Genomic DNA, 23,169 nt, shown 5'->3' with positions numbered 1-23,169 from the left:
AGCAGTGTGTCGCTGGCGTGGAACGCCTCGACGGACAACGTGGGGGTGACGGGTTACGGCGTCTACCGGGGCGGGACGCTGGTGACGACGGTGACGGGCACGTCTTTCACTGACACCGGGCTGAGCGCGGGCACGGCGTACACGTACACGGTCCGGGCGCGTGACGCGGCCGGCAACCAGTCCGCCAACAGCAACCAGATCACGGCCACGACCTCAGGCGGTGGAGGCGACACCACGGCCCCGTCGGTGCCGGGCAACCTGCGTTCGACGGGGGTGTCGTCGAGCAGTGTGTCGCTGGCGTGGAACGCCTCGACGGACAACGTGGGGGTGACGGGTTACGGCGTCTACCGGGGCGGGACGCTGGTGACGACGGTGACGGGCACGTCCTTCACTGACACCGGGCTGAGTGCGGGCACGGCGTACACGTACACGGTCCGGGCGCGTGACGCGGCCGGCAACCAGTCCGCCAACAGCAACCAGATCACCGCGACCACCACCACCGGTGGAGGCGGGGGCGGCAAGAAGGTGCTCGGCTACTTCGTGCAGTGGGGCGTCTACCAGCGCGCCTACCACGTCAAGAACATCGACACCAGCGGCTCGGCGGCCAAGCTGACCCACATCAACTACGCCTTCGGCAACGTGCAGAACGGCCAGTGCACGATCGGCGACAGCAACGCCGACTACGACCGCTTCTACTCCGCGGCCGAGAGCGTCGACGGCGTCGCCGACACCTGGGACGCCGGCGCGCTGCGCGGCAACTTCAACCAGCTGCGCAAGCTCAAGCAGAAGTACCCGAACCTCAAGGTGTTGTTCTCGTTCGGCGGCTGGACCTGGTCGGGCGGATTCGGCCAGGCCGCGGCCAACCCGGCGGCGTTCGCCGAGTCCTGCTACCGGCTGGTCGAGGACCCGCGCTGGGCCGACGTCTTCGACGGCATCGACATCGACTGGGAGTACCCGAACGCCTGCGGCCTCACCTGCGACACCAGCGGACCGGCCTCGTTCCGCAACCTGATGTCGGCGCTGCGCGCCCGCTTCGGCTCCGGCAACCTGGTCACCGCGGCCATCACCGCGGACGGCACCTCGGGCGGCAAGATCGACGCGGCCGACTACGGCGGCGCCGCCCAGTACCTCGACTGGTACAACGTCATGACCTACGACTACTTCGGCGCCTGGGCGGCGCAGGGCCCGACGGCCCCGCACTCGCCGCTCACCTCCTACACCGGCATCCCGCAGGCCGGCTTCCACTCCGACCAGGCCATCCAGAAGCTCAAGAGCAAGGGCGTCCCGGCCAGCAAGCTGCTGCTCGGCATCGGCTTCTACGGCCGCGGCTGGACCGGCGTCACCCAGTCGGCCCCCGGCGGCACGGCGACCGGCCCGGCGCCGGGCACGTTCGAGCAGGGCATCGAGGACTACAAGGTGCTCAAGACCCGCTGCCCCGCCACCGGCACCATCGCCGGCACCGCCTACGCCCACTGCGGCAACCAGTGGTGGAGCTACGACACGCCGAGCACGATCGGCGGCAAGATGGGTTACTCGAAGGACCAGGGCCTCGGCGGCGCGTTCTTCTGGGAGCTCAGCGGCGACACCACCAACGGAGAGCTGATCACCGCGATGCGCAACGGCCTCGGCTGATCCACCGGCTGATCCACTGGCGGAGCCGGGCCCTTTCGGTCGAGGGCCCGGCTCCTCGTGCGCGTCGGTCCGGTCGTTCACCCGCCGCCGGGTCCGTTTCCGCTGGTAGCCGGGGCGAAGGGCGGGTACGACGAGAACGTCGGGGGGTTGGTGACGGTCGGTCGGTGCTCCATGCGCGCACGAGCCACCTGACGTTCGTGTTTCGCGGATGCTCAGGGAGGTCGACCACGATGGAGCCGTCTGCGGCCGAGAGGCTGGGCCTGCCGGGCGGGATCCGGGCGTGCCTGTTCGACATGGACGGCGTGCTCACCCGTACGGCGAAGCTGCACGCGGCCGCGTGGAAGGAGATGTTCGACGCCTTCCTCCGCGAACGCGCCGAACGGACCGGCGAGCAGCCGGTCCCCTTCGACCCGGTCGGCGACTATGACACCTACGTGGACGGCAGGACCCGTGCCGACGGCACCCGCGCGTTTCTGGCCTCTCGCGGGATCACCCTGCCGGAAGGCGGCCCCCAGGATCCACCGGACGCGGAGACCGTCTACAACCTCGCGAAACGCAAGAACGAGCTGGTGCTGGAGCACGTCCGCGCGGACGGAGTCGAGTCGTTCGCGGGATCGGTCCGCTACGTGCGCGCGGCGCGGGACGCCGGGCTGCGCCGGGCGGTCGTGTCGTCCAGCGCCAACTGCCGGGAGATGCTGGCCGGCGCGGGCATCGAGGACCTGTTCGAGGAACGCGTCGACGGGCGGACCGTGGCACGCGACCACCTGGCGGGCAAACCGGCGCCCGACATGTACCTGGCCGCCGCGCGGGCCCTGGGCACGGAGCCGGAGCACGCGGCGGTGTTCGAGGACGCTCTGTCGGGGGTCCAGGCCGGACGGGCGGGCGGGTTCGGGTTCGTGGTCGGGGTCGACCGGAGCGGGCAGGCGGCCGCGCTGCGCGAGCACGGCGCCGACACGGTGGTGTCCGACCTCGCCGACCTGCTGGACCAGTCGTGATCACGCATGGGGCGTTCACCTGCGAGCCGTGGGCGCTGCGGAGCACCCGGCTCGACCTGGACGTGCTAGCCCAGGCCGAGTCGCTGTTCGCGCTGTCCAACGGGCACCTCGGCTGGCGCGGCAACCTCGACGAGGGCGAGCCGCACGGCCTGCCCGGCAGCTACCTGTCCGGCGTCTACGAGTCGCACCCGCTGCCGTACGCCGAGGCCGGCTACGGCTTCCCCGAGTCGGGGCAGACCGTCGTCAACATCACCAACGGCAAGGTGATCCGCCTGCTCGTCGACGACGAGGCGTTCGACGTCCGCTACGGGCGGCTGCGCGATCACGAGCAGGCACTGGACTTCCGGGCGGGTGTGCTGAGCCGGCGGGCCGAATGGGAGTCGCCCGACGGGTCCGCCGTGCGGGTGACCTCGGTCCGGCTGGTGTCGCTGACCCAGCGGGCGATCGCGGCGATCTGCTACGAGGTGACGCCGCTCGATGAGCCCCTGCGGGTGGTGGTGCAGTCGGAGCTCGTCGCCAACGAGCCGCTGCCGAAACCGGGAGGCGATCCCCGGATCGCCGCGGTGCTCGACGCGCCGCTGGTGGGCGAGGAGAACTCCGCCGGGGACGCCCGCTCGGTGCTGGTCCACTGCACCCGCCGCAGCGGCCTGCGCGTGGCCGTGGCGATGGACCATCTCGTCGACGGGCCGCCCGGCACCCACGTCGTCGCGGAGAGCTCGGCCGACCTGGGCCGGGTGACGGTGACGGCGTCGCTCGCCGCCGGGGAGACTCTCCGGCTGGTCAAGTTCGTCGCCCACTCCTGGTCGGGGTCCCGCTCGCGCCCCGCGGTACGCGACGAGGCCGAGGCCGCGCTCGCCGGGGCCCGCGACACCGGCTGGGAGGGGCTGCTCTCCGCCCAGCGGAGCTACCTGGACGAGTTCTGGAGCCGGGCCGACGTCCAGGTGGACGGCGACCCCGAGATCCAGCAGGCGGTGCGGTTCGGGCTGTTCCACATGCTGCAGGCCACCGCCCGAGCCGAGGGCAGGGGCATTCCGGCCAAGGGCCTCACCGGACGCGGCTACGACGGGCACGTCTTCTGGGACAGCGAGGCGTTCGTGCTCCCGGTCCTGACCTATCTGATGCCCGACGCCGTCGCCCATGCCCTGCGCTGGCGGCACACCACCCTGCCGATGGCCACCACGAGGGCGGCGCAGCTCGGGTTGGGTGGGGCGGCCTTCCCCTGGCGGACCATCCACGGCGAGGAATGCTCGGGCTACTGGCCGGCCGGCACCGCCGCGTTCCACGTCAACGCCGCCATCTCCGACGCCGTCATCCGCTACCTCGACGTCACCGGCGACGACGCCTTCGAGGCCGACGCCGGGATGGAGCTCCTCGTCGAGACCGCCCGGCTGTGGCGCTCGCTCGGCCACCATGACGCCGACGGCGCCTTCCGCATCGACGGCGTCACCGGCCCCGACGAGTACAGCGCGGTCGCCGACAACAACGTCTACACCAACCTGATGGCCCAGCAGAACCTGCTCGCCGCCGCGCGGGCCGCCGAGCGCCACTCCGATCGGGCTGGCAGGCTGGGGGTCGGCGAGGAGGAGATGGCAGGCTGGCGCAACGCCGCCCGGGCGATGTCGCTGCCGTACGACCACAGGCTCGGCGTCCACCAGCAGTCGGAGGGCTTCACCAGCCACCAGAGATGGGACTTCGGCGCGACCAGGCCGGAGCAGTATCCGCTGATGCTGCACTTCCCCTACTTCGATCTCTACCGCAAGCAGGTCGTCAAGCAGGCCGACCTCGTCCTGGCGCTGCACCGCCGCGGCGACGCCTTCAGCCCGGAGGAGAAGGCACGCGACTTCGCCTACTACGAGCAGATCACCGTACGGGACTCCTCGCTCTCGGCCTGCACCCAGGCGGTGGTGGCCGCCGAGGTCGGTCACCTGGACCTCGCCTACGACTACCTGGCCGAGGCGGCGCTGATGGACCTCGACGACGTCGAGCACAACACCAGGAACGGGCTGCACATCGCGTCGCTGGTCGGCGCCTGGATCGCGCTGGTCGACGGGTTCGCCGGACTGCGGCAGCGCGCCGGCGTCCTGAGCTTCGCGCCGCGCCTGCCCTCGGGACTCACCCGGCTCTCCTTCACCGTCTCCATGCTGGGACGCCGGTTGACGGTCGAGATGAACCAGAAAAGCGCCACCTACACGTTGCTCGACGGCGCCCCTCTCCGGATCCGGCACCATGGACGGCCGGGCAAGCTCTCCGTCGGCACGCCGCTCAGCCGCCCGATCCCGGCGACGCATCCGTCCAAGGAGCCCACGCAGCCACCCGGCCGCCGCCCGATCCGCCGCGCGTCCAGCTAGAGGACGCGTCGGAGCAGGCTCTTGCAGGTCGGGGAGGCTACCTCGGCCCGGACCGGGCACGCACCGCGTCGAACACGATGTGTCCGGCCGTTGTCAGGCAGCTGAAGATGGCCATGATCGTCAGCGCCCAGGGCAGTCCGAGCTTCAGCAGGCAGACGGTGCCCGCGAAGGCGCCGACGACGAGCGCCCCGATCTGGCCCGCGCGGCGGCCCGACCGCGTGCTGGCGCCGGTCCCGAACGGCGAGTCGGCCGCCAGGTTGGTCAACGTGCCGGTGATCACCGTCGTGTTGATGTCAGCGATCTTGAGCCGGCGGACGACGGTGTTGCGGGCGCCCATGGTGACCGCCAGGATGACGATCAGCGCGTACTGGCCGGCGGCCGTCTTGACGGGCAGCTGGAACGCGGCCACGGCGGCGATCACGTGCAGGGCCGACTCGGCGGGAAAGGCGATCCTGAGTCGACGGCCGACGTCTCCCACTCGCGCGGTCAGCTGGCCTCCCAGCGCCGCCCCCACGACGAAGCTCACCAGCGAGATGAGCGTCGCGACGACCGACAACTGGGACACCCCGCCCGCGGCGAACCCCATGATGAGCAGGTTTCCCGTCATGTTGCCCGCGAAGACCTGGCCGAGGGCCGTGTAGGTGATCGCGTCGACCATCCCGCTGATGACGGTGAGAGCGCCCCAGAAGGGCCAGCCGAGGTTGCCGCTGCTCACCTCTGGCACCTCGCGCGCCGGATCGGCTCCCTGACGGTCATGCCGGACCTTTCGCCGTGTTCTGGAAGACCTTCCGGTGGATCGGACCCGGCTCCTGTGACGGCGGGCCGGTCCGGCCGGCGGTCAGATGAGCGCGCGCACGATGGCGAAGCAGACGGCGAAGGCGACGAAGCCGAGGATCAGGCTGCCGACCGCGTTCACGGCGGCCTTGCCGTACGAGCCGTCCTGGATCAGGTGGACGGTGTCGAGCTCGAAGGTGCTGAACGTGGTCAGCGCGCCGCAGAAGCCGGTGCCGAGCAGCGCCTCCACCTCGGTGCCCGTGCCGGCCCCGTGCAGCGCGCCGAGGAAGCCCGAGCCCAGCAGGTTGACCGTGAGCGTGCCCCAGGGGAAGGCCCGGCCTGCTCGCTGCTTGACGTAGCGGTCCAGGGCGTACCTGGACATCGCGCCGAGCGCGCCGCCGATGAGCACCATGAGGATCGCCATCTCACACCGTCCTGTCTCTGTGGTGCGGCAGGTGCTTTCCGAGCATCAGGCCCGCCACCACGGCGATCCAGCCGATCACCACGCTGGCCACCGCGTAGCCGACGCCGAGACCCCATCTGCCCGCGTCGCCCAGGCTGTGGACGCCGTCGATGAGGTGCGAGAACGTGGTGAAACCACCCAGGTAGCCGGTCACCGCGAAGGGGCGCACGAACGGCCGCGGCCTGGTCACCAGCAGGTACGACGTCAGCAGGCCCATGAGGAGGCAGCCGATCATGTTCACCGTGAAGATGCCCCAGGGAACACCCGTCGGCGAGGCGGGGATCGCCGCGGTCAGCAGATAACGCAGGAGGGCGCCGACGGCGCCCCCGATCGCGATGTCCAGGAACACGCCCGGCTGCCAGGCCGGCGGGCCGTGCGGGTGCAGCGAGACGGCCTCGGCGCGCTCGCGCCGGCCCAGGTGCTCATCGCTCTCCATGGATGGCTCTCCCTCCTCGTGGGTCAGATCCGGCGGTCCGGCGCCGGCACGCCCCTCAGCAGCCTGCGGACGACGTCCCAGGCCAGGTGCCGGGCGGCCGTCACGTCGGGGGAGCGGCCGCCGAGGATCCGGGCCCACGCTCCCCGCTCCCCGGGCAGCACGCCGGCGCCGGCCCGCAGCCCCGTCCCCGAGAGCGCGTCGTGCAGCGCGTCCGCGAGCTCCCGCGCCGGCCTGTCACCGGTGACGACGTAGAAGGAGGCCACGACGTCGAACCCGGCCAGCACGGCCGGGCCGGTCACCGCTCGCTCGGCCGGCGCCAGGCGCATCGGATCGGCGAAGATCAGCCGCCCGTCCGGGCCGCGCACCTCCAGGTCGGCGCAGTACGCGGCGTAGGCGTGCCGCTCGCCGCGAACCAGCCGGCCGCCCATGACGGTCTCGCCCAGCACGACGGTCGCGTCCGGGGCCATGGTGACGCCGATCCGCTGGTAGTAGCGCGAGTCCACGTACGGGATCGTGTGCTCCGGCAGGTACTCCAGGTAGCCGCCCGGTCCGACGGTGAGGTTCACCAGCTGGGAGGCGTAGTCCTGGTCCATCCGGTAGACGCGTGTGGCGGCCGCGGTCGACAGGTGCACCGCCGCACCGGCGCCGCAGGTCACGTCGACGCGGTACCGGTCGCCCTGGATGACGCCGCCGCTGGACGACAGGAGCATCGCGTACGGCAGGCCGGGCCACTCGGGGTCGTAGTACAGCGGGCGCGTGGTGTGCAGGGGCGCCTTCTGGTAGAGGGCGGTCAGCTCGGTCCGGTCGCCGATCCGCTCGAAGGCCAGGTCGAGGATGCCGACCTTGCCGGGGCTGCCGACGGGCAGCATGTCCACGCCGGAGGCGTGGCGGGCGACCTGGTGCGGCAGCCAGGTCGCGGTGTAGCTCTCCGGGACCAGCGGGTCGGGTGAGCCGCCGGGCCGGCGCGCTAGTTCTGCGAGACCCACTCCGCCCCCTGACGAGCCTCGATGAAGTCGGCGACGTCGCCGACCCCGGTGCCGGTCAGGCAGTCGGTGAGGATGACGGGCCCGCTCCCGCGCACCGCGTGCGCGTCGCGTTCCATGACCGCGAGGTCGGTCCGCACGTACGGCGCGAGGTCGATCTTGTTGATGACCAGCAGGTCGGAGTCCGTCGTGCCGGGGCCGCGCTTGCGCGGCATCTTCTCGCCCTCGGCGGTGTCCAGGACGAACACGTACACGTCGGCCAGCACCGGGCTGAAGGTCAGCGTCAGGTTGTCGCCGCCGCTCTCGAAGAGCAGCAGGTCGATGTCGGGGAAGCGGTCGAGCAGCTCGGCCGCCGCGGCGAGGTTCATCGTCGGGTCGTCGCGCACCGCGGTGTGCGGGCAGGCCCCGGTCTCGACGCCGACCACCCGCTCCGGGTCGAGGATGCCGGCCATCGCGCGGCGGACGTGGTCGGCGTCCTCCTGGGTGTAGATGTCGTTGGTGATGACACCGGGTCTGCGGCCGTGCTCGACGAGGATGGGGATGAGCGCCTCGATGAGCGCGGTCTTGCCCGACCCGACGGGCCCGCCGACGCCGACCTTGAACACCGTTTCCAGTTCCATGTCACTCCCTTCAGTCGATCCCTTCAGGTGATGAACAGCCGGGCCGGCGCCCGCTCGTGGGCGGCGGAGACGGTGTCGGCGACGGGCACGCAGCCGTGCACGTCGCGCGGATCGGTGGCGTCCAGCGCCGCCCGGGCGACCCGCACGAGGACCGGCCTGACCTCGCGCAGGATCGCCTGCGCCCGGCGGAAGTCGGTACGGCCCAGCCGCACCGCCGCCGCCGTGAAGCTCGCGGCGAACGCGTGCAGGTCACCGGCGACCGCGTTGGTCACCGGCACCCCGCCGCCCGCGTGCACCACCCCGATGACGACCGCGTGGTTGCCGGGGGTGACCTCGCGCGCGACCAGGTCGGCGAGCCGGGCGGCGGCCGCCGAGCCGAGGGCCGAGACGGCCGTGGCCAGCACCTGCCTGCCGGTCCTCGTCGAGGCCGCGCGCGGCTCGCGGGCGAGTTTGACGGCGTGCAGGCGCTGATCCACCTCCACCACCCGGTCCCAGTCGCCGGACTGGACCGCGCGGTGCGCGAGCACCAGGGCCGTGGCGTCCGCCGGGCCCACCGCGTTCTCCAGCAGGTCCGTCAGCAGGTCCGTCAGCGGGACGTCCAGCTCGCCGGAGCCGATCAGCCCCTCCTGGACGTATCCCTCCAGCCCGTGCGACAGCGTGTACAGCCCGCTGGGAAAACCCGAGTCCGTCAGCTGGAACTGGGCGAACAGCGGCTCCAGGCCACCGCGAGACAGCCTCATCGCGTCTCCTCGCTCAGGCGATGAAGTAGAGCCGGTTGAGCGGGAGCTTGCGGGCCGGTTCGATGGTCATCAGCTCGCCGTTCAGCGTGACCTTGTAGGTTTCCGGGTCGACTCTGATGTCGCCGAGCGTCGAGTTGTACAGCATGTGCCGCTTGTCGACCGTCCGGCACTGCCGCACCGGCGCGACCAGCCGTTCCAGTCCGAGCCGCTCGGGCACCTGGTTCTGGATGCCCGCGTCCGACATGAAGGTGACGCAGGTCTTGCGCAGCGCCTTGCCGACGGCGCCGAACATCGGCCGGAAGTAGACCGGCTGCGGGGTGGGCAGCGACGCGTTCGGATCGCCCATCTCACCCCAGCTGATCAACCCGCCCTTGACGACCATGAGCGGCTTGACGGCGAACGAGTGCACGGGCCACAGCACGATGTCCGCCAGCTTGCCGTCCTCGAGCGAGCCGATCAGGTCCGCCATGCCGCTGACGCGGGCCGGGTTGATGGTGACCTTGGCCATGAAGCGCAGCACCCGGTAGTTGTCGTTACGCTCGGAGTCCTCCGGCAGCGGGCCCCGCTGCTCCTTGCAGTGGTGGGCGATCTGGAAGGCCCGGGTGACCGACTCGCCGACCCGGCCCATGGCCTGGGAGTCGGAGCCGATGATGCTGATCATGCCCAGGTCGTGCAGCACCGTCTCCGCCGCGATGGTCTCGGCGCGGACCCGGCTCTCGGCGAAGGCGATGTCCTCGGGGACGTCGTAGCTGAGATGGTGACAGACCATCGTCATGTCCAGCAGTTCGTCCACCGAGTTGGCCGTGTAGGGCAGTGTCGGGTTGGTGGAGGCGGGCAGTACGTTGGGCTCACCGATCACCCGCAGGATGTCCGGCGCGTGGCCGCCGCCGGCGCCTTCGGAGTGGTAGGTGTGGATCGCGCGTCCGTTGATCGCGCTGATGGTGTCCTCGACGAACCCGGCCTCGTTCAGCGTGTCGGTGTGGATGTTGATCTGGATGTCGTAGGCGTCGGCCACCGACAGCGCGCAGTCGATGACGGCGGGCGTCGTGCCCCAGTCCTCGTGCACCTTCAGGCCGCAGGCGCCCGCGCGGAGCTGCTCCTCCAGCGGTTTCGGCAGGCTGCTGTTGCCCTTGCCGAGGAGCCCGACGTTGATCGGGATCTCCTCGTACGCCTGCAGGATGCGGCTGATGTTCCACGGGCCCGGCGTGCAGGTCGTGCCCCGGGTGCCGTCGGCCGGCCCGGTGCCGCCGCCGAGCAGGGTGGTGATCCCGTTGCTCAGCGCGTGCTCCGCCTGCAGCGGGGAGATGAAGTGGACGTGGGTGTCGATGGCGCCCGCGGTGGCGATGAGGTTCTCGCCGGAGATCACCTCGGTGCCCGCGCCGACGATCAGCCGCCGGTCCACGCCGTTCTGCGTGTGCGGGTTGCCGGACTTGCCGACGCCGGCGATCCGCCCGTTCTTGATCCCGATGTCGGCCTTGATGATGCCGAGCACCGGGTCGATGATCACGGCGTTGGTGATCACCGTGTCGAGGGCGGTCGTGGCGTTCTGCGACCCCGGATCAGCGGACATGCCGTCTCGGGCGGTCTTGCCGCCGCCGTACTGGACCTCGTCGCCGTAGTGGCCCTCGGTGTAGTCCTTCTCCACCTCGACGACCAGGTTGGTGTCGCCCAGGTGGATCCGGTCGCCCACGGTGGGGCCGTACATGCTCGCATACCGCTTGCGGTCGATGCTGGTCATCGAGGTCAGCCCTTCTTGCCTGTACGGGGTGCGCGCTTCGTCTTGGCAGCGCCCTTCTCAGCCTTCTCCGCCTTCTCGGGCTTCTCGCTCCTCTCGGGTTTCGCCGGTTTCTCCGGGGCGCCCGGCTCGTCGCGGTAGCCGCGGGCGCGCATTCTCACGATCGCCTCCCGCCGGGCCTCGCGAGAGCGGACGCTTCCGTTGAGCAGCCCGCCGAATCCGACGATTCTCAGACCGCCGCCGTACTCCACCAGCTGGACGTCCTTGGTGTCACCCGGCTCGAAACGCACCGCGGTGCCCGACGGAATGTCGAGGCGCATCCCGAATGCCTTCTCCCGGTCGAAGCTCAGGGCGCGGTTGGTCTCGAAGAAATGGAAATGAGAGCCGATCTGGATCGCCCGGTCACCGGTGTTGTGCACGGTGAGCATCACTCTTCGCTGTCCCGCGTTGAGCTCGATCTTTCCTTCGCCGTAAATGTAGACATCGTCATCCGACATGGAACGTCGCCCTTTCTAGGGAGTCGTGGTGGTGGTCGTGGTGGTGGTGCGCGCTCCTCTCGCCGGACAGGCCGTCGTCGCCGTCGAGGCGCCACCGGCGCTCCGCCGTGGCCACGCGGTCTCTGATCAGCGCCGCGAGCCCGGCCGGCCCGAGCAGCGGTCCGCCTGTCCGCACGCCGTCCAGGACCGGCGCCGGGACGAAGGAGGCGGGGACGAGCAGCACGTCCACGGCCCCGAGCAGGTGGCAGCGGGCCAGGCTCTCCGTCATGTCCGGCCTGCCGCCGGTCAACGCCACCTCCACCCAGCGGACCGGCAGGCCCCGCCCCACCAGGTACGCCACCTTGAACAGCTCCGCGTCCTGCTCCGGCCCGGCGGACGGGGCCGACAGCACCACGGCCTGAGGCGGCGGCCCGGCGCGCAGGTCCCTGCCGATCGCCGCCTTGAGCCAGCCGACCAGGTGCTCCGGCGAGCCCAGCGGCGGCGCGAGCAGCAGATCTCCGGGCGTCCGGTCGCGGGCCGCCCAGGCCAGGGTCTGCGCGGCGGTGGCGGACAGGCCCGGGTCGCGGCCCAGCGTCATCGGCACGACCACGGCCCGGGCGTGGTCGCGGACGGCCGCGGCCAGGTCGCGACCGGCGGCGTGCGCCTCGGTGCCCGGCCCGGCCAGGTCGCGCAGGCTCTGGCCGCCGAGACTCTCGTGCCCGGCGGCCAGCAGGACGTCGCGGGGCCGGATCGTCATTTCCCGCCTACGGGATCGTGGCAGGAGACCAGCTTGGTGCCGTCGTCGAACGCCGCCTCGACCTGTAGCAGCTTGAGCATCCCGCGCACGCCGGGCAGGACGTCGTCCGGGCCGACGATGTTCTTGCCCAGCTCCATGCACTCGGCCACGGTCTTGCCGTCACGGGCCGCCTCCACGATGGCGGAGCTGATCAGTGCCACCGACTCGCCGTAGTTGAGTTTCAGCCCGCGCTTCCTGCGTTTGTCCGCCAGCTCCGCGACGACGAAGATCAGCAGCTTGTCGATCTCTCGTGGTGTGAGGTTCATTCAGGTTCTCTCTTTCTCCTCCCGGCGCCTCAGTCGGCGACCCGGTGGATCTTGGCGAGCATCGGGACGGCGGCCAGGAAGACCCAGGTGATCAGTACGAACGGCCAGGTCAGGGTGTGGCCGCCGACCACGGCGAACAGGTTGCCGATCCCGGCGGTCAGCGCGGCCGCCGAGGCGGCGCCGATCGCCGCGTAGACCCCGCTGATCGGGGTCAGCACGACGAACGTCCCGGCCAGCGCGATCCCGGTCAGCACCGAGTTGTAGCCGTACAGACCGGCTCCGAGGTCGGCCGCCTGGGCGCCGAACGACCAGCCCACGAGCAGCCCGAGCAGGCTGGACAGGAAGGCCACCAGCGCGATCCGCCGGCCGGCGACCAGCAGCCCCAGCAGGAAGATGACGCCGACGTACCACTTGTTCTGGAAGAACACCTGGCCGACGCCGTTGAAAGTGCCCTGCCAGACGTCGGTCCAGGTGACCGCCGTGCCTGGGTGGGTCACGGACGGCGCGCTGGTGTTGACGTGCCCGGCCCAGACGCGGGCGAACGACGGCGCGCCGATCACCATCACCGTGGTGATCACGCAGAACGGGGCGGTGAACGTCGGCAGGTTGTACGGCGTGAGCACCGTGACCATGGCCGAGGTGAGCACGCTTCCGGCGATCGCGCCCCCGATGACCAGGAAGACGGTCATCCAGCTGACACCGAGGTAGAGGACGAGGCTGACACCGATCAGCGTTCCGCAGAAACCTTCGAGACCGAGGCCGACCCGATCCCAGGTGACGCCCAGCAGGTAGGCGGTGGCGGTGGCGGCCACCGTTCCCAGCAGCCCGAAGACGCCGAACTGCCAGCCGCCGACGAACAGCGCGACGATGAACAGCAGCCCCGTCCAGTAGCTCGGCTGGAAGTCGACCTGCGCGACGCCGCGTGGAACGGTCAACAGCAGGTCGGTCAGCCGATTGCCCCCTGTCGAGCCGGTCCCGCCAGGTTTGTCCCCCGGTAGCGACGCCGAGCTCATGTGCGCAGATCTCCGTTCCGCCAGGAAAAACACGAATCGAGGGGGTCGCACCGTTAACTTCCCTGGCCCGGTCCACTGAAAAGAGACGAGAGTTAATGATGGGCAAAGTAATGAAACGTCGCGTTTGCCTCCTCGGTGCCAAGGTCAAGACAGCGGGCAGGGCCTCGTCATGTGCCTGTGAGCGCAATTCGAAAATGCAGCTCGAACGAGGGGGAAGAAATGCCGACCGGTCTGAACACCGGAGATTCTGCCTGGATGCTGGTGAGCACCGCGATGGTGCTTCTGATGACCCCTGGACTGGCCTTTTTTTATGGCGGCATGGTCCGCTCCAGAAACCTTTTGACGATGCTTTATATGAGCTTCATCTGCATCAGCCTGGTGACCGTCGTGTGGTTCGCCTACGGTTTCGGGCTCGCCTTCGGCACGGACGCCGGCGGGGTGGGCCTCATCGGCTGGAGCAACTTCCCCGGCATGGCTCCCACGGAGGTGTTCGGACGGATCCCCATCTACGTCTACGCGGCCTTCCAGGCCACCTTCGCCATCATCACGGTCGCGCTCATCAGCGGCTCGATCGCGGGACGCGCCCGGTTCGGGCCGTGGATCGCCTTCGTCGTCGTCTGGATCACCCTGGTCTACACGCCGATCGCGCACTGGGTGTTCGCCCAGTCCGGGTGGCTCAGCAAGTGGGGGGTCATGGACTTCGCCGGCGGCCTGGTCGTCGAGCTGAACTCGGGCATCGCCGGGCTGGCCATGGCGCTCGTGCTGGGCCGGGGCGTCGCCTTCCGCCGCCAGGAAGGGCCCAGGCCGGGCAACATCGCCTATGTCATGCTTGGCTTGGGTTTGCTGTGGTTCGGCTGGTTCGGGTTCAACGCCGGTTCGGCGCTGACCGACGGCGCCACGGCCGCCAGGGCCTTCGTCAGCACCATGATCGCCGGCTGCTCCGCGATGCTGACCTGGCGGCTGCTGGAATGGATCCGCTTCCGGCACCTGACCAAGGTGGGCTCCGCCAGCGGCGCGCTCGCCGGACTCGTGGCCATCACCCCCTCGTGCGCCTTCGTCAACCCCGTCGGCGCGTTCTTCATCGGGATCATCGCCGCCATCGTCTGCACGTACGCGGTGGAGATGAAGTTCGTCGTCGGCTACGACGACACCCTGGACGTCACCGGCATCCACGGGGTGGGCGGCATCGTCGGCCTCCTGTCACTCGGCTTCTTCGCCACCGGCGAGTTGCGCGGAGTGCCCGGCCTCTTCCACGGCGGCTCGGTCGCGGTGCTCGGCAAACAGGCGGTCGCCATCGTGGTGGTCGGCGTCTACTCGTTCGTCCTCACGTACGCCATCGGGTACGTCATCGACAGGCTCTTCCGCATGCGGATGACGGACGAGGAGCAGGAGCAGGGGGCGGACCGCAACTTCGCGGAGAGCTGATCCCGGGCCCCGGACCTCTACGCCCTTGAACCACGAAAGAAAGGAGCCCGGTCACCACAAGGGTGCCGGGCTCTTCTCGGTGGACGATACAGGGATTGAACCTGTGACCTCTTCCGTGTCAGGGAAGCGCTCTCCCGCTGAGCTAATCGTCCGTGTTGAGTTGTCACATGTTGAGTTGTCACTCAGAGCGGAAGACGGGATTCGAACCCGCGACCCTCACCTTGGCAAGGTGATGCTCTACCACTGAGCCACTTCCGCGTGGCGCTGCTTGCTCTTTACCTTAGCGGATCCCGGAGGGTCCGCCGTCCGCCCGAGGTGGAGACGGGATTTGAACCCGTGTGGACGGCTTTGCAGGCCGCTGCCTCGCCTCTCGGCCACTCCACCAGGAGTGTTGAACTCCGAGCGGAAGACGGGATTCGAACCCGCGACCCTCACCTTGGCAAGGTGATGCTCTACCACTGAGCCACTTCCGCGTGTCTCCGGCGAGGTGCCGGTCCACGGGAAAACCATATCGTCTTCGCGGAGTGCCCGGCGCGTCCCGCCCGCGACATGGCCGGGTTCCGGCGTGATTCAGCGTGATCCGGCGTGGGACCGAGCAGCCGACCGGATCACGCGGACGTCCTTGGCCATGACGAACGCGATGCGGTGGCCGAGCTGGATCTGGTGGAAGCGCTGGTCGCCCTGGACGCTGACATGCCGGGCCGGGACGAAGGAGCCGGTCGCCTGGTAGGAGCCGGCCACGGTCAGACCGAGGGAGTAGAACTGGCCGGGGCGGATCACGTACGGGAGGGCGACCTCCTGCTGGTAGGCGGCGCGCGTGCCCCGGTAGGCGGATCGTTCGGGGTAGGCGCGGCCGTAGACCCTGACGCGCCCGTCGATCGGGGTGACCAGCGGGCCCCTGGCGGGCACGGCGGTGGGCCGGTCGGGCGGGTTGCGGAACCACGCCTTCTGGCCGAGGTACCAGATGGCCGTCCAGTCGTCCTGGGTCCCGGCGAGGGCGAACCGCTGGCCGGTCGAGGCTCGCGCGCTGTGGTCGTACACGCTGCGGGTGCTGGGCTGGCCGACCCGCTTGCCGATGTCGTCGATCAGCGGGGCGTCGGCGCGGGGTTCGGTGCGCAGCCACACCGTCGAGGCGCCGTGGGGCTCGCAGCCGGTCTTGGAGCAGCCGGTGAAGCGGGGCCGGTGGGTCTCGTAGTCGGGCCGGATGACGACCGAGGTGCCGCGGCGGGAGCCCTCGATCGGGTGACCCATGAGGTCGAAGTAGTGGGCCCAGTCCCAGTAGGGGCCGGGGTCCTCGTGCATGCCCGGCAGGGCCTCGGGCGTGGTGCCGGGCACGGTGTCGTGGCCGAGGATGTGCGCCCGGTCGATCGGGATGTCGTAGCGGGCCGCGAGGTAGCGCACCAGCCTGGCCGACGCCCGGTACATCGCCTCGGTGTACCAGGTGCCGCCCGTGGCCAGGTAGCCCTCGTGCTCGATGCCGATCGAGCGGGTGTTGACGTCCCAGTTGCCGGCGTGCCAGGCGATGTCCCCGGTCCGCACGTGCTGGGCGACGTGCCCGTCGCGGGAACGGACCGTGTAGTGCCAGCTCACGTACTCGGGGTCGTGCACGAGCTTCGGCAGGCCCGCGTAGGCGCCCTCGGTGTCGTGGATCACGATGTAGTCGACGCGCCGCGCGCGGTCGAGCCGGTCGTGGTTGCCGTAGCCACCGCCGCCGGTGCGCCGGTAGGCGGCGGGCATCCACTCGCAGGCCAGCGCGGCGGGGCACTCCGTCTCCTGGGCCGGGTCCGCTCGCGGCGCCTGGCGCGCGTCCGGGTCCGCTCGCGGCGCCGGGCGTGCGTCCGGGTCCGCCCGAGGCGCCGGGCGCGCATCGGGATCCGGCTCCAGCCGGATCCGGAAGCCGTCGTCCGTACGGCGGGCCGCGCCCTCCCGGATGACCGCGAACACCTCGTCGGCGAAGGCCCGGGAGCCCGAGTAGCGGGTGACGGCGTCGTGCCAGTCGGCCGGGTCGGCGCTGCGGTGCGGCTGGTAGGAGGCGAGGACGGCGGCGCCGCCCCGGATGTTGGCCGCCGGGTCGGAGCGCAGCCTGTCCGGGGGCAGCCCGGTCAGCCGCGCCGCCTCCCGCACCGTCGCCTGCCGGGAGACGGGCGCCGCTGGCGATGCGGGCGATGCGGGCGATGCGGGCGATGCGGGCGCCGGCGGTGCCGGGGGCGCCGCGTGTCCGCCGGCTCGCGCGGCGTCGGTGTCCACGAGATGCATCGGCCCGTAGCCGCCGCCCACGCTCGGCTCGCCGGCGTTGCCGTCCCAGCGGGACTCCAGGTAGGAGAGGCCGAGCAGCACGCTGACCGGCACGCCGTAGTCTCTGGCCGCCGCGGCGAACTCGGCCTGCCTGCCGGGCTGGCTCGGCCCGGCCAGAGCGCTCGCGGCCAGTCCGGCGACGACCCAGTGCAGCATGAAAATACCCCCACGTAGCGGCTTTGCTCGATCACCCGCCGTAACCATTCCCAGAAAGGGATGTGTCAGACGTGACGGATGATGCGGATGAGGCCGGCCACGGTGACGGCCGTGGGCCGGTGCTTGGCGAAAGGTTGGACACGTTCGGGAGCCCACTAGGCGGTAATCCTGCCCGATTTCGGGCAGGACCTTGGCATGTCTCGTCTCTCATGCGTAGTGTCCTCGTCTGTGTCCATGGCACGGCATCCCTATGAGGACCTCATCGCCCATCTGGCCCGCACCAGCGGGCTCGGCTCGGGCGAGGCGGCGCGCGTGGTGGCCGACGTGCTGGCGTACTTCTCCGAGCCGGTCGAGGAGTTCGTACGGCGGCGTCATTCCGAGCTGAAGGCTCACGGCTTCACCAACGACGAGATCTTCCCCAGGGTCGCCGCGGAGCTGCGGGGCCGCCCGGTGGCGGCGCCCCAGCTGTCTCTGCGGCAGCTGCGCCGGATCGTCTACGGATAAGCGGACAGAGGAGACCTCGGATGTGCGGAATCGTCGCCTACGTCGGATCGAAGGACGCGGCGCCCATCCTGCTGGAGGGCCTGCAGCGGCTGGAGTATCGCGGCTACGACTCGGCGGGTGTCGTGGTGTCGAACAAGGGCCTCAAGCTGCGCAAGGTCAAGGGCAGGGTGGCCGATCTGGCCAAGGTGATGCCGGCCAGGTTCAAGGGCGGCCTCGGCATCGGTCACACGCGCTGGGCGACCCACGGCGTCCCCAGTGACCTCAACGCGCATCCGCACCTGTCGACCGACGAGCGCATCGCGGTCGTGCACAACGGCATCATCGAGAACGCCGACGAGCTGCGCGCCAAGCTGGTCGCCGACGGGGTGGCGTTCGTCTCCGAGACCGACACCGAGGTGCTCGCCCACCTGATCGCCCGCACCGCCGAGGAGACCGAGACGCTGGAGGAGGCGGTCAGGAAGGCGCTCAAGAGCATCGTCGGCACGTACGGCATCGCGGTGATCGACGCCCAGCGGCCGGGGGAGGTCGTGGTGGCGCGCAACGGCAGCCCGATCGTGCTCGGCATCGGCGAGAAGGAGATGTTCGCCGCGTCCGACGTGGCCGCGCTGGTCCGCTACACGCGTCAGGTCGTGCACCTGGAGGACGGCGAGCTGGCCGTGCTCAAGGCCGACGGCTTCCACACCTTCGCCAGCGACGCCCGCGAGACGGCCAAGGAGCCGCTGACCGTCGACTGGGAGGCCGGCCACTACGACACCGGCGGTTACGAGCACTACCTGCTCAAGGAGATCTCCGAGCAGCCCGACACGGTCTCCCGCACCATGCGCGGCCGCCTCGACGAGCGCTTCCACATCGCGCACCTGGGCGGGCTCAACATGGACGCCCGCGAGACCCGGTCCTTCCGCCGGGTGAAGATCATCGGCTGTGGCTCGGCCTACTACTCGGGTCAGATCGGCGCCCAGCTGATCGAGGAGCTGGCCCGCATCCCGGCCGACGCCGAGCCCGCCAGCGAGTTCCGCTACCGCAACCCGGTCGTCGACCCCGACACCCTGTACGTCGCGATCAGCCAGTCGGGCGAGACCTACGACACGCTCGCCGCGGTGCAGGAGCTGAAGCGCAAGGGCGGCCGGGTCATCGGCATCGTCAACGCGGTCGGCAGCGCGATCGCCCGGGAGGTCGACGGCGGCGTCTACCTGCACGCCGGGCCCGAGGTGTCGGTCGCCTCCACCAAGGCGTTCACCTCCACGTCGCTGGCCTTCGCGCTGCTCGCGCTGCACTTCGGCCGGGTGCACGACCTGTCGCCGGCCGACGGTCGGCGCATCTGCGAGGGGTTGCGCAGGCTGCCCGGGCAGATAGAGGAGATCCTGGCCCAGGGCGACAAGATCGCCGAGCTGGCGCAGAAGTACGCGAAGTATCCGAGCATGATGTTCGTCGGCCGGGTGCGGGGCTACCCCGTGGCCCGTGAGGGCGCCCAGAAGCTCAAGGAGATCTCGTACGTGCACGCGGAGGCCTATCCGGCCAGCGAGCTCAAGCACGGGCCGCTCGCGCTGATCGGCCCCGAGATGCCGACGGTCGCGATCGTCCCCGACGACGAGCTGCTCGACAAGAACCTCACCACGCTCGGCGAGATCCGCGCCCGCGGCGGCCAGGTGCTCATGGTGGGTCATCGCGAGCCCGACGCGAAGCTGGCCGACGACGTGATCGTGGTGCCCCGCAACGAGATCGAGCTGGACCCGATCCTGCTGACGATCCCCCTGCAGCTGCTGGCCTATCACGCGGCGGTCGCCCTCGGCCGCGATGTGGACAAGCCGCGCAATCTGGCAAAGAGTGTCACAGTTGAATAAATTCATATGGCACGATGGCCACAATCCGACAAACTTCTCGTTATTCCTGGAATAGCGACTTAAGCTCCTCGTGTGGTCGAGTTCGATCCTCAGGCTCCCAACCTTGCGCGAATGTACGACTACATGCTCGGCGGCGATGACAACACCGCCGTCGACCGCGAGGTGACCGACCGGCTTGCGGCCCTGTTCCCGCAAGCCGTTCCCCTCGCGCGGATCAACCGGGAGTTCCTGCAGCGGGCGGTGCGCTACCTCGCCCAGGCCGAGGTCGGCCAGTTCCTCGACCTGGGCAGCGGCCTGCCCACCGGAGGGCACGTGCACGAGGTGGCCCCCGGCGCCAGGGTCGTCTACGTGGACCACGACCCGGTCGTGGCCACCCGGGCCAGAGATCTGCTGGAGGAGTCGGGCCGGGCCGTCCTGGTCCAGGCCGACCTGTTCGACGCGGGCGAGGTGCTGGAGCGCGCCTCCGCCTACCTCGACCTCGACCGGCCGGTCGGAGTGGTGCTGGCCTCGGTGCTGCACTTCGTCCCCGACTCGGCCGATCCTCAGCGGATGGTGGCCAGGCTGCGCGACGCGCTGGCGCCCGGCAGCCATCTGGTGATCACGCACGCCACCTCGGTCGGGCGGCTGAGCCCCGAGGACGCGGCCAAGGTGATCTCGCGTGGGCCCTCCGCCGCCGGGGCCGACCGCACCCCGGCCGGCATCAGGACGTTCTTCGGTGACTTCGCGCTGGTCGAGCCGGGCCTGGTGAACGCCCCCGACTGGCGTCCGGACCGGCCGAGGCTGGTCGGCGAGCCGTCCACGTCGTCCTACCTCCTGGCCGGCGTCGGCGCGAAGCGGTAAGTCCGGTTCTCGGGATCAGGGTTGCGGCGACCCCGGCGTGTGACCGTACGTGATGTGTTAATAACCTGTAGTAAGAGGAGGTCTTGCCGCATCTCGGGGAGGCACGTCATGCGCCGACGGCACTTCTTCGCGCTGGGACTCGGCGTCGCGGCGTGCGCGGCCGGGTGCGGCACCGAGCGCGGCGTGCCCGCGAGGCCGCGGCAGCCGTTCTCCGTCACGGCGGCCACCGACCGGCTGGAGGGCGTCGTCCAGGCGCTCGTGCGGGCCGGCGGCCGGGCCGGATTCACGGTGTCGGCCCGGCCGGGCGGGCCCGGAGCGGCCACCCCGATCACCGTCACCGGGCTGTCCGTCCTGGCAGCCGCCGAGCTGAACGGCCGGCCCGGCCTGCTCGACACCACGACCCCGCTGGCCAGGCTGGTCGGCGACGTCGAGGTGGTGGTCGTGCCCGCCAACTCACGGTTCAAGGACTTCGACGAGTTCGGCGCCCACCTGCTGGCCCGGCCCGAGCAGACGCTGCTCGCCGGCGGGCCTCAGGGAGAGCCCGACCACCTGCTGTTCGGGTTGATCGCGCGGGGGCTGGGCGCCGACACCCGGCGGGTCGACTACACCGGCTATCCCAGTGCCGTCGGGGCGGCCACCGCGCTGCTCGGCGGCCGGGCCGCGGCCGCCGCCGGCACGCTCCCCGACTGGCGCGGCAGCATCCGCATGGGGCTGGTCAGGCCGCTGGCCGTGTCCAGCGCCCGCCGGGTCGAGGGCATCGACGCGCCGAGCCTGCTGGAGTCGGGGGTGCGCGTCGACTTCGCCGACTGGTGCGCGGCGGTCGGGCCGACCGGCATGACCGAGGAGAGCCGCGCCTCGGCCCTCGAGCTGTGCGAGACGGTCGCCGATTCGGCGGCCTGGCAGACCACCTGCCGCGTCCGGGGATGGAGCTCCATCCCGCTGGCGGGTGACGACTTCAAGGTGTGGCTCGGCTCCGAGGTCGGCCGGACCAAGGCGGTGCTCCGCGATCTCGGCCTCCTCAACACGCCGGGCACGACGTGCTGGGGGAGCTGCGGGAACGGCCACTGACGGCGGGTGCCCGCGCGGGGTCCCGTGGCCCAGCCGTCCCGCCACGTTCGGCTGAGGCCCGGCCGCGGCGCTAAATGCGTGGCGTGGCCGATGATCACCCGGTTACCGTTGAGGACATGCAGCATGACGGCCCTGAGCGATCAAGGCCGCGGACCACGGTCTGACCGGCGGGAATGGCGCCCCCCGGCTGGATCCGGTCCTTCGTTCCGGGTCCGGCCCACGCCAGCCGGCCCGGGGCCCACGCCGCTCTGGCCCAACTGGCAGAGGCGCCACATTCAGGATGTGGAGGTTCGGGGTTCGAATCCCCGGGGCGGCACCCTCGGCGCACCTGGGCGACGCGCACGGCTCAGCCCGCCGGTCAGCGGTCCACGATCTCGTTCTTCCCGATGACCACGACGCCCTCCCGGGTCACGGCGAAGCGGGTGCGGTCGTAGTCGAGGTCGAAGCCGATGCGGGCGCCGTCGGGGATCACCACGTTCTTGTCGATGATGGCCTTGCGCACCACCGCGCCCCGGCCGATCTTGACGTTCTCCATCAGCACCGAGTCCTCGACCAGCGAGTGGGAGTGCAGCACTACCTTCGGCGACAGGATCGACCGCAACGCCGTGCCGCCCGAGACGATCACGCCGGGTGAGACGAGGGAGTCGATCGCCCGGCCCACCCGGTCGCCGTCGTTGTGCACGAACTTGGCGGGCGGCAGCGGGTCGTGACCGGTGTGGATCGGCCACTTGTCGTTGTAGAGGTTGAAGATCGGGTGCGCCGAGATGAGGTCCATGTGGGCCTCGTAGTAGGCGTCGAGCGTGCCCACGTCGCGCCAGTAGCCCCGGTCGCGCTCGGTCGAGCCGGGCACCACGTTGTGGGCGAAGTCGTACACGTCGGCTCCGCCCGACTTGACCAGCATGGGGATGATGTTGCCGCCCAGGTCGTGCTTGCTGGTGGGGTCGAGGGCGTCCTCACGCAACGCGTCGATCATGGACTGGGTCTTGAACACGTAGTTGCCCATCGAGGCGAACACCTCGTCGGGGGAGTCGGCGAGGCCGACCGCGTCCTTGGGCTTCTCCCGGAACGCCACGATGCGGCGCCCCTGCGGGTCGGTCTCGATCACGCCGAACTGGTCGGCCAGCGACAGCGGCTGCCTGATCGCGGCCACCGTCACGTCGGCGCCCGAGTCCTCGTGCTGTTCGAGCATCTGCCGGGGATCCATCCGGTAGATGTGGTCGGCGCCGAACACGATCACGTGATCGGGCATCTCGTCATAGATCAGGTTGAGGTTCTGGAACAGGGCGTCGGCCGAGCCGGAGAACCAGCGCGGGCCCAGGCGCTGCTGCGCGGGCACCGGCGTCACATAGTTGCCGAGCATCGCCGACAGCCGCCAGGTGCGTGAGACGTGCCGGTCGAGGCTGTGGTTCTTGTACTGGGTCAGCACGACGATCTGCAGGAAACCGCCGTTGGCGAGGTTGGACAGCACGAAGTCGATGAGCCGGTACATCCCCCCGAACGGCACGGCCGGTTTGGCCCGGTCCGCCGTGAGAGGCATGAGCCTCTTGCCCTCTCCACCAGCCAGCACGACCGCAAGCACCCTCCGGGACCTCATGTCCAGGACGCTACCCCCAAATCGCCGATCTATCGACGAAACCCCGCACTGGCTCTCTTCTTGGGCGTCCCGCTCCGGGCAGGCGGCCCTGGTGAGCGGCCACGCGTCCCGCTCCACCGTCCTGCGGGGTGGATATTTACCGGCTTGTCGGTGTGCTTGGGCACCCTGG

21 protein-coding genes and 5 tRNA genes are annotated in these 23,169 nt (G+C 70.5%); 9 read left to right on the top strand and 17 right to left on the bottom strand.

Annotated elements, in window-relative coordinates:
* The 3 genes from IEY82_RS33440 to IEY82_RS33430 all read left to right on the top strand — a co-directional run.
* The coding region (locus IEY82_RS33440; protein ID WP_373291474.1) for a glycosyl hydrolase family 18 protein at window positions 1-1,632 on the top strand (1,632 nt) is incomplete at its 5' end.
* A gap of 230 nt (window positions 1,633-1,862) precedes the next feature.
* Window positions 1,863-2,627 (top strand): HAD family hydrolase, encoded by a 765-nt coding sequence (locus IEY82_RS33435; protein ID WP_189128268.1) that lies wholly within the window; start codon window positions 1,863-1,865, stop codon window positions 2,625-2,627.
* A complete protein-coding gene (locus tag IEY82_RS33430) occupies window positions 2,624-4,975 on the top strand; it encodes a glycoside hydrolase family 65 protein (RefSeq protein WP_189128267.1) in 2,352 nt (783 codons plus the stop codon). The genes IEY82_RS33435 and IEY82_RS33430 overlap by 4 nt, the downstream gene beginning before the upstream one ends.
* A gap of 37 nt (window positions 4,976-5,012) precedes the next feature.
* On the opposite strand, the gene IEY82_RS33425 is transcribed toward IEY82_RS33430, so the two are convergent.
* The 11 genes from IEY82_RS33425 to IEY82_RS33375 form a co-directional block, all read right to left on the bottom strand.
* On the bottom strand, window positions 5,013-5,690 hold the full coding sequence (locus IEY82_RS33425) for a YoaK family protein (RefSeq protein ID WP_189128266.1): 678 nt from the start codon (window positions 5,688-5,690) through the stop codon (window positions 5,013-5,015).
* Window positions 5,691-5,813: 123 nt separating this feature from the next.
* Complete coding sequence (gene crcB / locus IEY82_RS33420) at window positions 5,814-6,173, bottom strand: fluoride efflux transporter CrcB (protein ID WP_189128265.1); 360 nt, start codon at window positions 6,171-6,173, stop codon at window positions 5,814-5,816.
* Window position 6,174: 1 nt separating this feature from the next.
* Window positions 6,175-6,648 (bottom strand): fluoride efflux transporter FluC, encoded by a 474-nt coding sequence (locus tag IEY82_RS33415; protein ID WP_189128264.1) that lies wholly within the window; start codon window positions 6,646-6,648, stop codon window positions 6,175-6,177.
* Between the two features lie 23 nt (window positions 6,649-6,671).
* Window positions 6,672-7,634 carry an urease accessory protein UreD gene (locus tag IEY82_RS33410; RefSeq protein ID WP_225264162.1) on the bottom strand — a complete coding sequence of 321 codons (963 nt, stop codon included), beginning with the start codon at window positions 7,632-7,634 and terminating at the stop codon, window positions 6,672-6,674.
* Window positions 7,616-8,251, bottom strand: coding sequence for an urease accessory protein UreG (gene ureG, locus IEY82_RS33405; protein WP_189128263.1), 636 nt, complete (start codon window positions 8,249-8,251; stop codon window positions 7,616-7,618). The genes IEY82_RS33410 and ureG overlap by 19 nt, the downstream gene beginning before the upstream one ends.
* A 23-nt stretch (window positions 8,252-8,274) precedes the next feature.
* A complete protein-coding gene (locus IEY82_RS33400) occupies window positions 8,275-8,991 on the bottom strand; it encodes an urease accessory protein UreF (RefSeq protein ID WP_189128262.1) in 717 nt (238 codons plus the stop codon).
* 13 nt (window positions 8,992-9,004) lie between these two features.
* Window positions 9,005-10,729, bottom strand: a complete 1,725-nt coding sequence (ureC, locus tag IEY82_RS33395) for an urease subunit alpha (RefSeq protein WP_189128261.1) — start codon at window positions 10,727-10,729, stop codon at window positions 9,005-9,007.
* A gap of 5 nt (window positions 10,730-10,734) precedes the next feature.
* Window positions 10,735-11,223, bottom strand: a complete 489-nt coding sequence (gene ureB / locus IEY82_RS40525) for an urease subunit beta (protein WP_189128260.1) — start codon at window positions 11,221-11,223, stop codon at window positions 10,735-10,737.
* Complete coding sequence (locus tag IEY82_RS33385) at window positions 11,213-11,959, bottom strand: sirohydrochlorin chelatase (RefSeq protein ID WP_189128259.1); 747 nt, start codon at window positions 11,957-11,959, stop codon at window positions 11,213-11,215. The genes ureB and IEY82_RS33385 overlap by 11 nt, the downstream gene beginning before the upstream one ends.
* Complete coding sequence (locus IEY82_RS33380; RefSeq protein WP_189128258.1) at window positions 11,956-12,264, bottom strand: urease subunit gamma; 309 nt, start codon at window positions 12,262-12,264, stop codon at window positions 11,956-11,958. The genes IEY82_RS33385 and IEY82_RS33380 overlap by 4 nt, the downstream gene beginning before the upstream one ends.
* 29 nt (window positions 12,265-12,293) lie before the next feature.
* Window positions 12,294-13,199, bottom strand: a complete 906-nt coding sequence (locus tag IEY82_RS33375) for an urea transporter (RefSeq protein WP_225264160.1) — start codon at window positions 13,197-13,199, stop codon at window positions 12,294-12,296.
* A gap of 297 nt (window positions 13,200-13,496) precedes the next feature.
* Between IEY82_RS33375 and IEY82_RS33370 the strand changes: the two genes are divergently transcribed.
* Entirely contained in the window at window positions 13,497-14,702 is a 1,206-nt protein-coding gene (locus IEY82_RS33370; protein WP_189128256.1) for an ammonium transporter, read from the top strand.
* Between the two features lie 80 nt (window positions 14,703-14,782).
* On the opposite strand, the gene IEY82_RS33365 is transcribed toward IEY82_RS33370, so the two are convergent.
* The 5 genes from IEY82_RS33365 to IEY82_RS33345 all read right to left on the bottom strand — a co-directional run bounded on the left by IEY82_RS33365 (window position 14,783) and on the right by IEY82_RS33345 (window position 17,153).
* A tRNA-Val gene (locus tag IEY82_RS33365) sits at window positions 14,783-14,854 on the bottom strand.
* Between the two features lie 34 nt (window positions 14,855-14,888).
* Window positions 14,889-14,960: transfer RNA gene (locus IEY82_RS33360), tRNA-Gly, on the bottom strand.
* 55 nt (window positions 14,961-15,015) lie between these two features.
* Window positions 15,016-15,086, bottom strand: a tRNA-Cys gene (locus IEY82_RS33355).
* A 17-nt stretch (window positions 15,087-15,103) separates the two neighbouring features.
* A tRNA-Gly gene (locus IEY82_RS33350) sits at window positions 15,104-15,175 on the bottom strand.
* A 97-nt stretch (window positions 15,176-15,272) separates the two neighbouring features.
* A complete protein-coding gene (locus IEY82_RS33345) occupies window positions 15,273-17,153 on the bottom strand; it encodes an N-acetylmuramoyl-L-alanine amidase (RefSeq protein WP_189128255.1) in 1,881 nt (626 codons plus the stop codon).
* 234 nt (window positions 17,154-17,387) lie between these two features.
* Here IEY82_RS33345 and IEY82_RS33340 point away from each other — a divergent pair, with 234 nt between their 5' ends.
* The 5 genes from IEY82_RS33340 to IEY82_RS33320 all read left to right on the top strand — a co-directional run bounded on the left by IEY82_RS33340 (window position 17,388) and on the right by IEY82_RS33320 (window position 21,722).
* Complete coding sequence (locus IEY82_RS33340; protein ID WP_225264158.1) at window positions 17,388-17,657, top strand: hypothetical protein; 270 nt, start codon at window positions 17,388-17,390, stop codon at window positions 17,655-17,657.
* Between the two features lie 20 nt (window positions 17,658-17,677).
* The gene (gene glmS, locus IEY82_RS33335) at window positions 17,678-19,498 is read left to right on the top strand and encodes a glutamine--fructose-6-phosphate transaminase (isomerizing) (protein ID WP_189128253.1); all 1,821 of its coding nucleotides are present in this window, start codon (window positions 17,678-17,680) and stop codon (window positions 19,496-19,498) included.
* 72 nt (window positions 19,499-19,570) lie between these two features.
* Complete coding sequence (locus tag IEY82_RS33330) at window positions 19,571-20,338, top strand: SAM-dependent methyltransferase (protein ID WP_225264156.1); 768 nt, start codon at window positions 19,571-19,573, stop codon at window positions 20,336-20,338.
* 108 nt (window positions 20,339-20,446) lie between these two features.
* Window positions 20,447-21,406 carry a tripartite tricarboxylate transporter substrate-binding protein gene (locus tag IEY82_RS33325; protein ID WP_189128251.1) on the top strand — a complete coding sequence of 320 codons (960 nt, stop codon included), beginning with the start codon at window positions 20,447-20,449 and terminating at the stop codon, window positions 21,404-21,406.
* A gap of 242 nt (window positions 21,407-21,648) precedes the next feature.
* Window positions 21,649-21,722: transfer RNA gene (locus IEY82_RS33320), tRNA-Leu, on the top strand.
* A 42-nt stretch (window positions 21,723-21,764) separates the two neighbouring features.
* Here IEY82_RS33320 and glgC read toward each other — a convergent pair.
* Window positions 21,765-23,000 carry a glucose-1-phosphate adenylyltransferase gene (gene glgC / locus IEY82_RS33315; RefSeq protein ID WP_189128250.1) on the bottom strand — a complete coding sequence of 412 codons (1,236 nt, stop codon included), beginning with the start codon at window positions 22,998-23,000 and terminating at the stop codon, window positions 21,765-21,767.
* Between the last annotated feature and the right edge of the window lie 169 nt (window positions 23,001-23,169).

It is taken from the genome of Nonomuraea cavernae (assembly GCF_014646355.1).
In the GTDB taxonomy this organism is placed as follows: Bacteria; Actinomycetota; Actinomycetes; order Streptosporangiales; family Streptosporangiaceae; genus Nonomuraea; species Nonomuraea cavernae.
The sequence above is the reverse complement of the archived record's forward strand: the minus strand, read 5'-3'. Positions and strand labels throughout refer to the sequence as shown.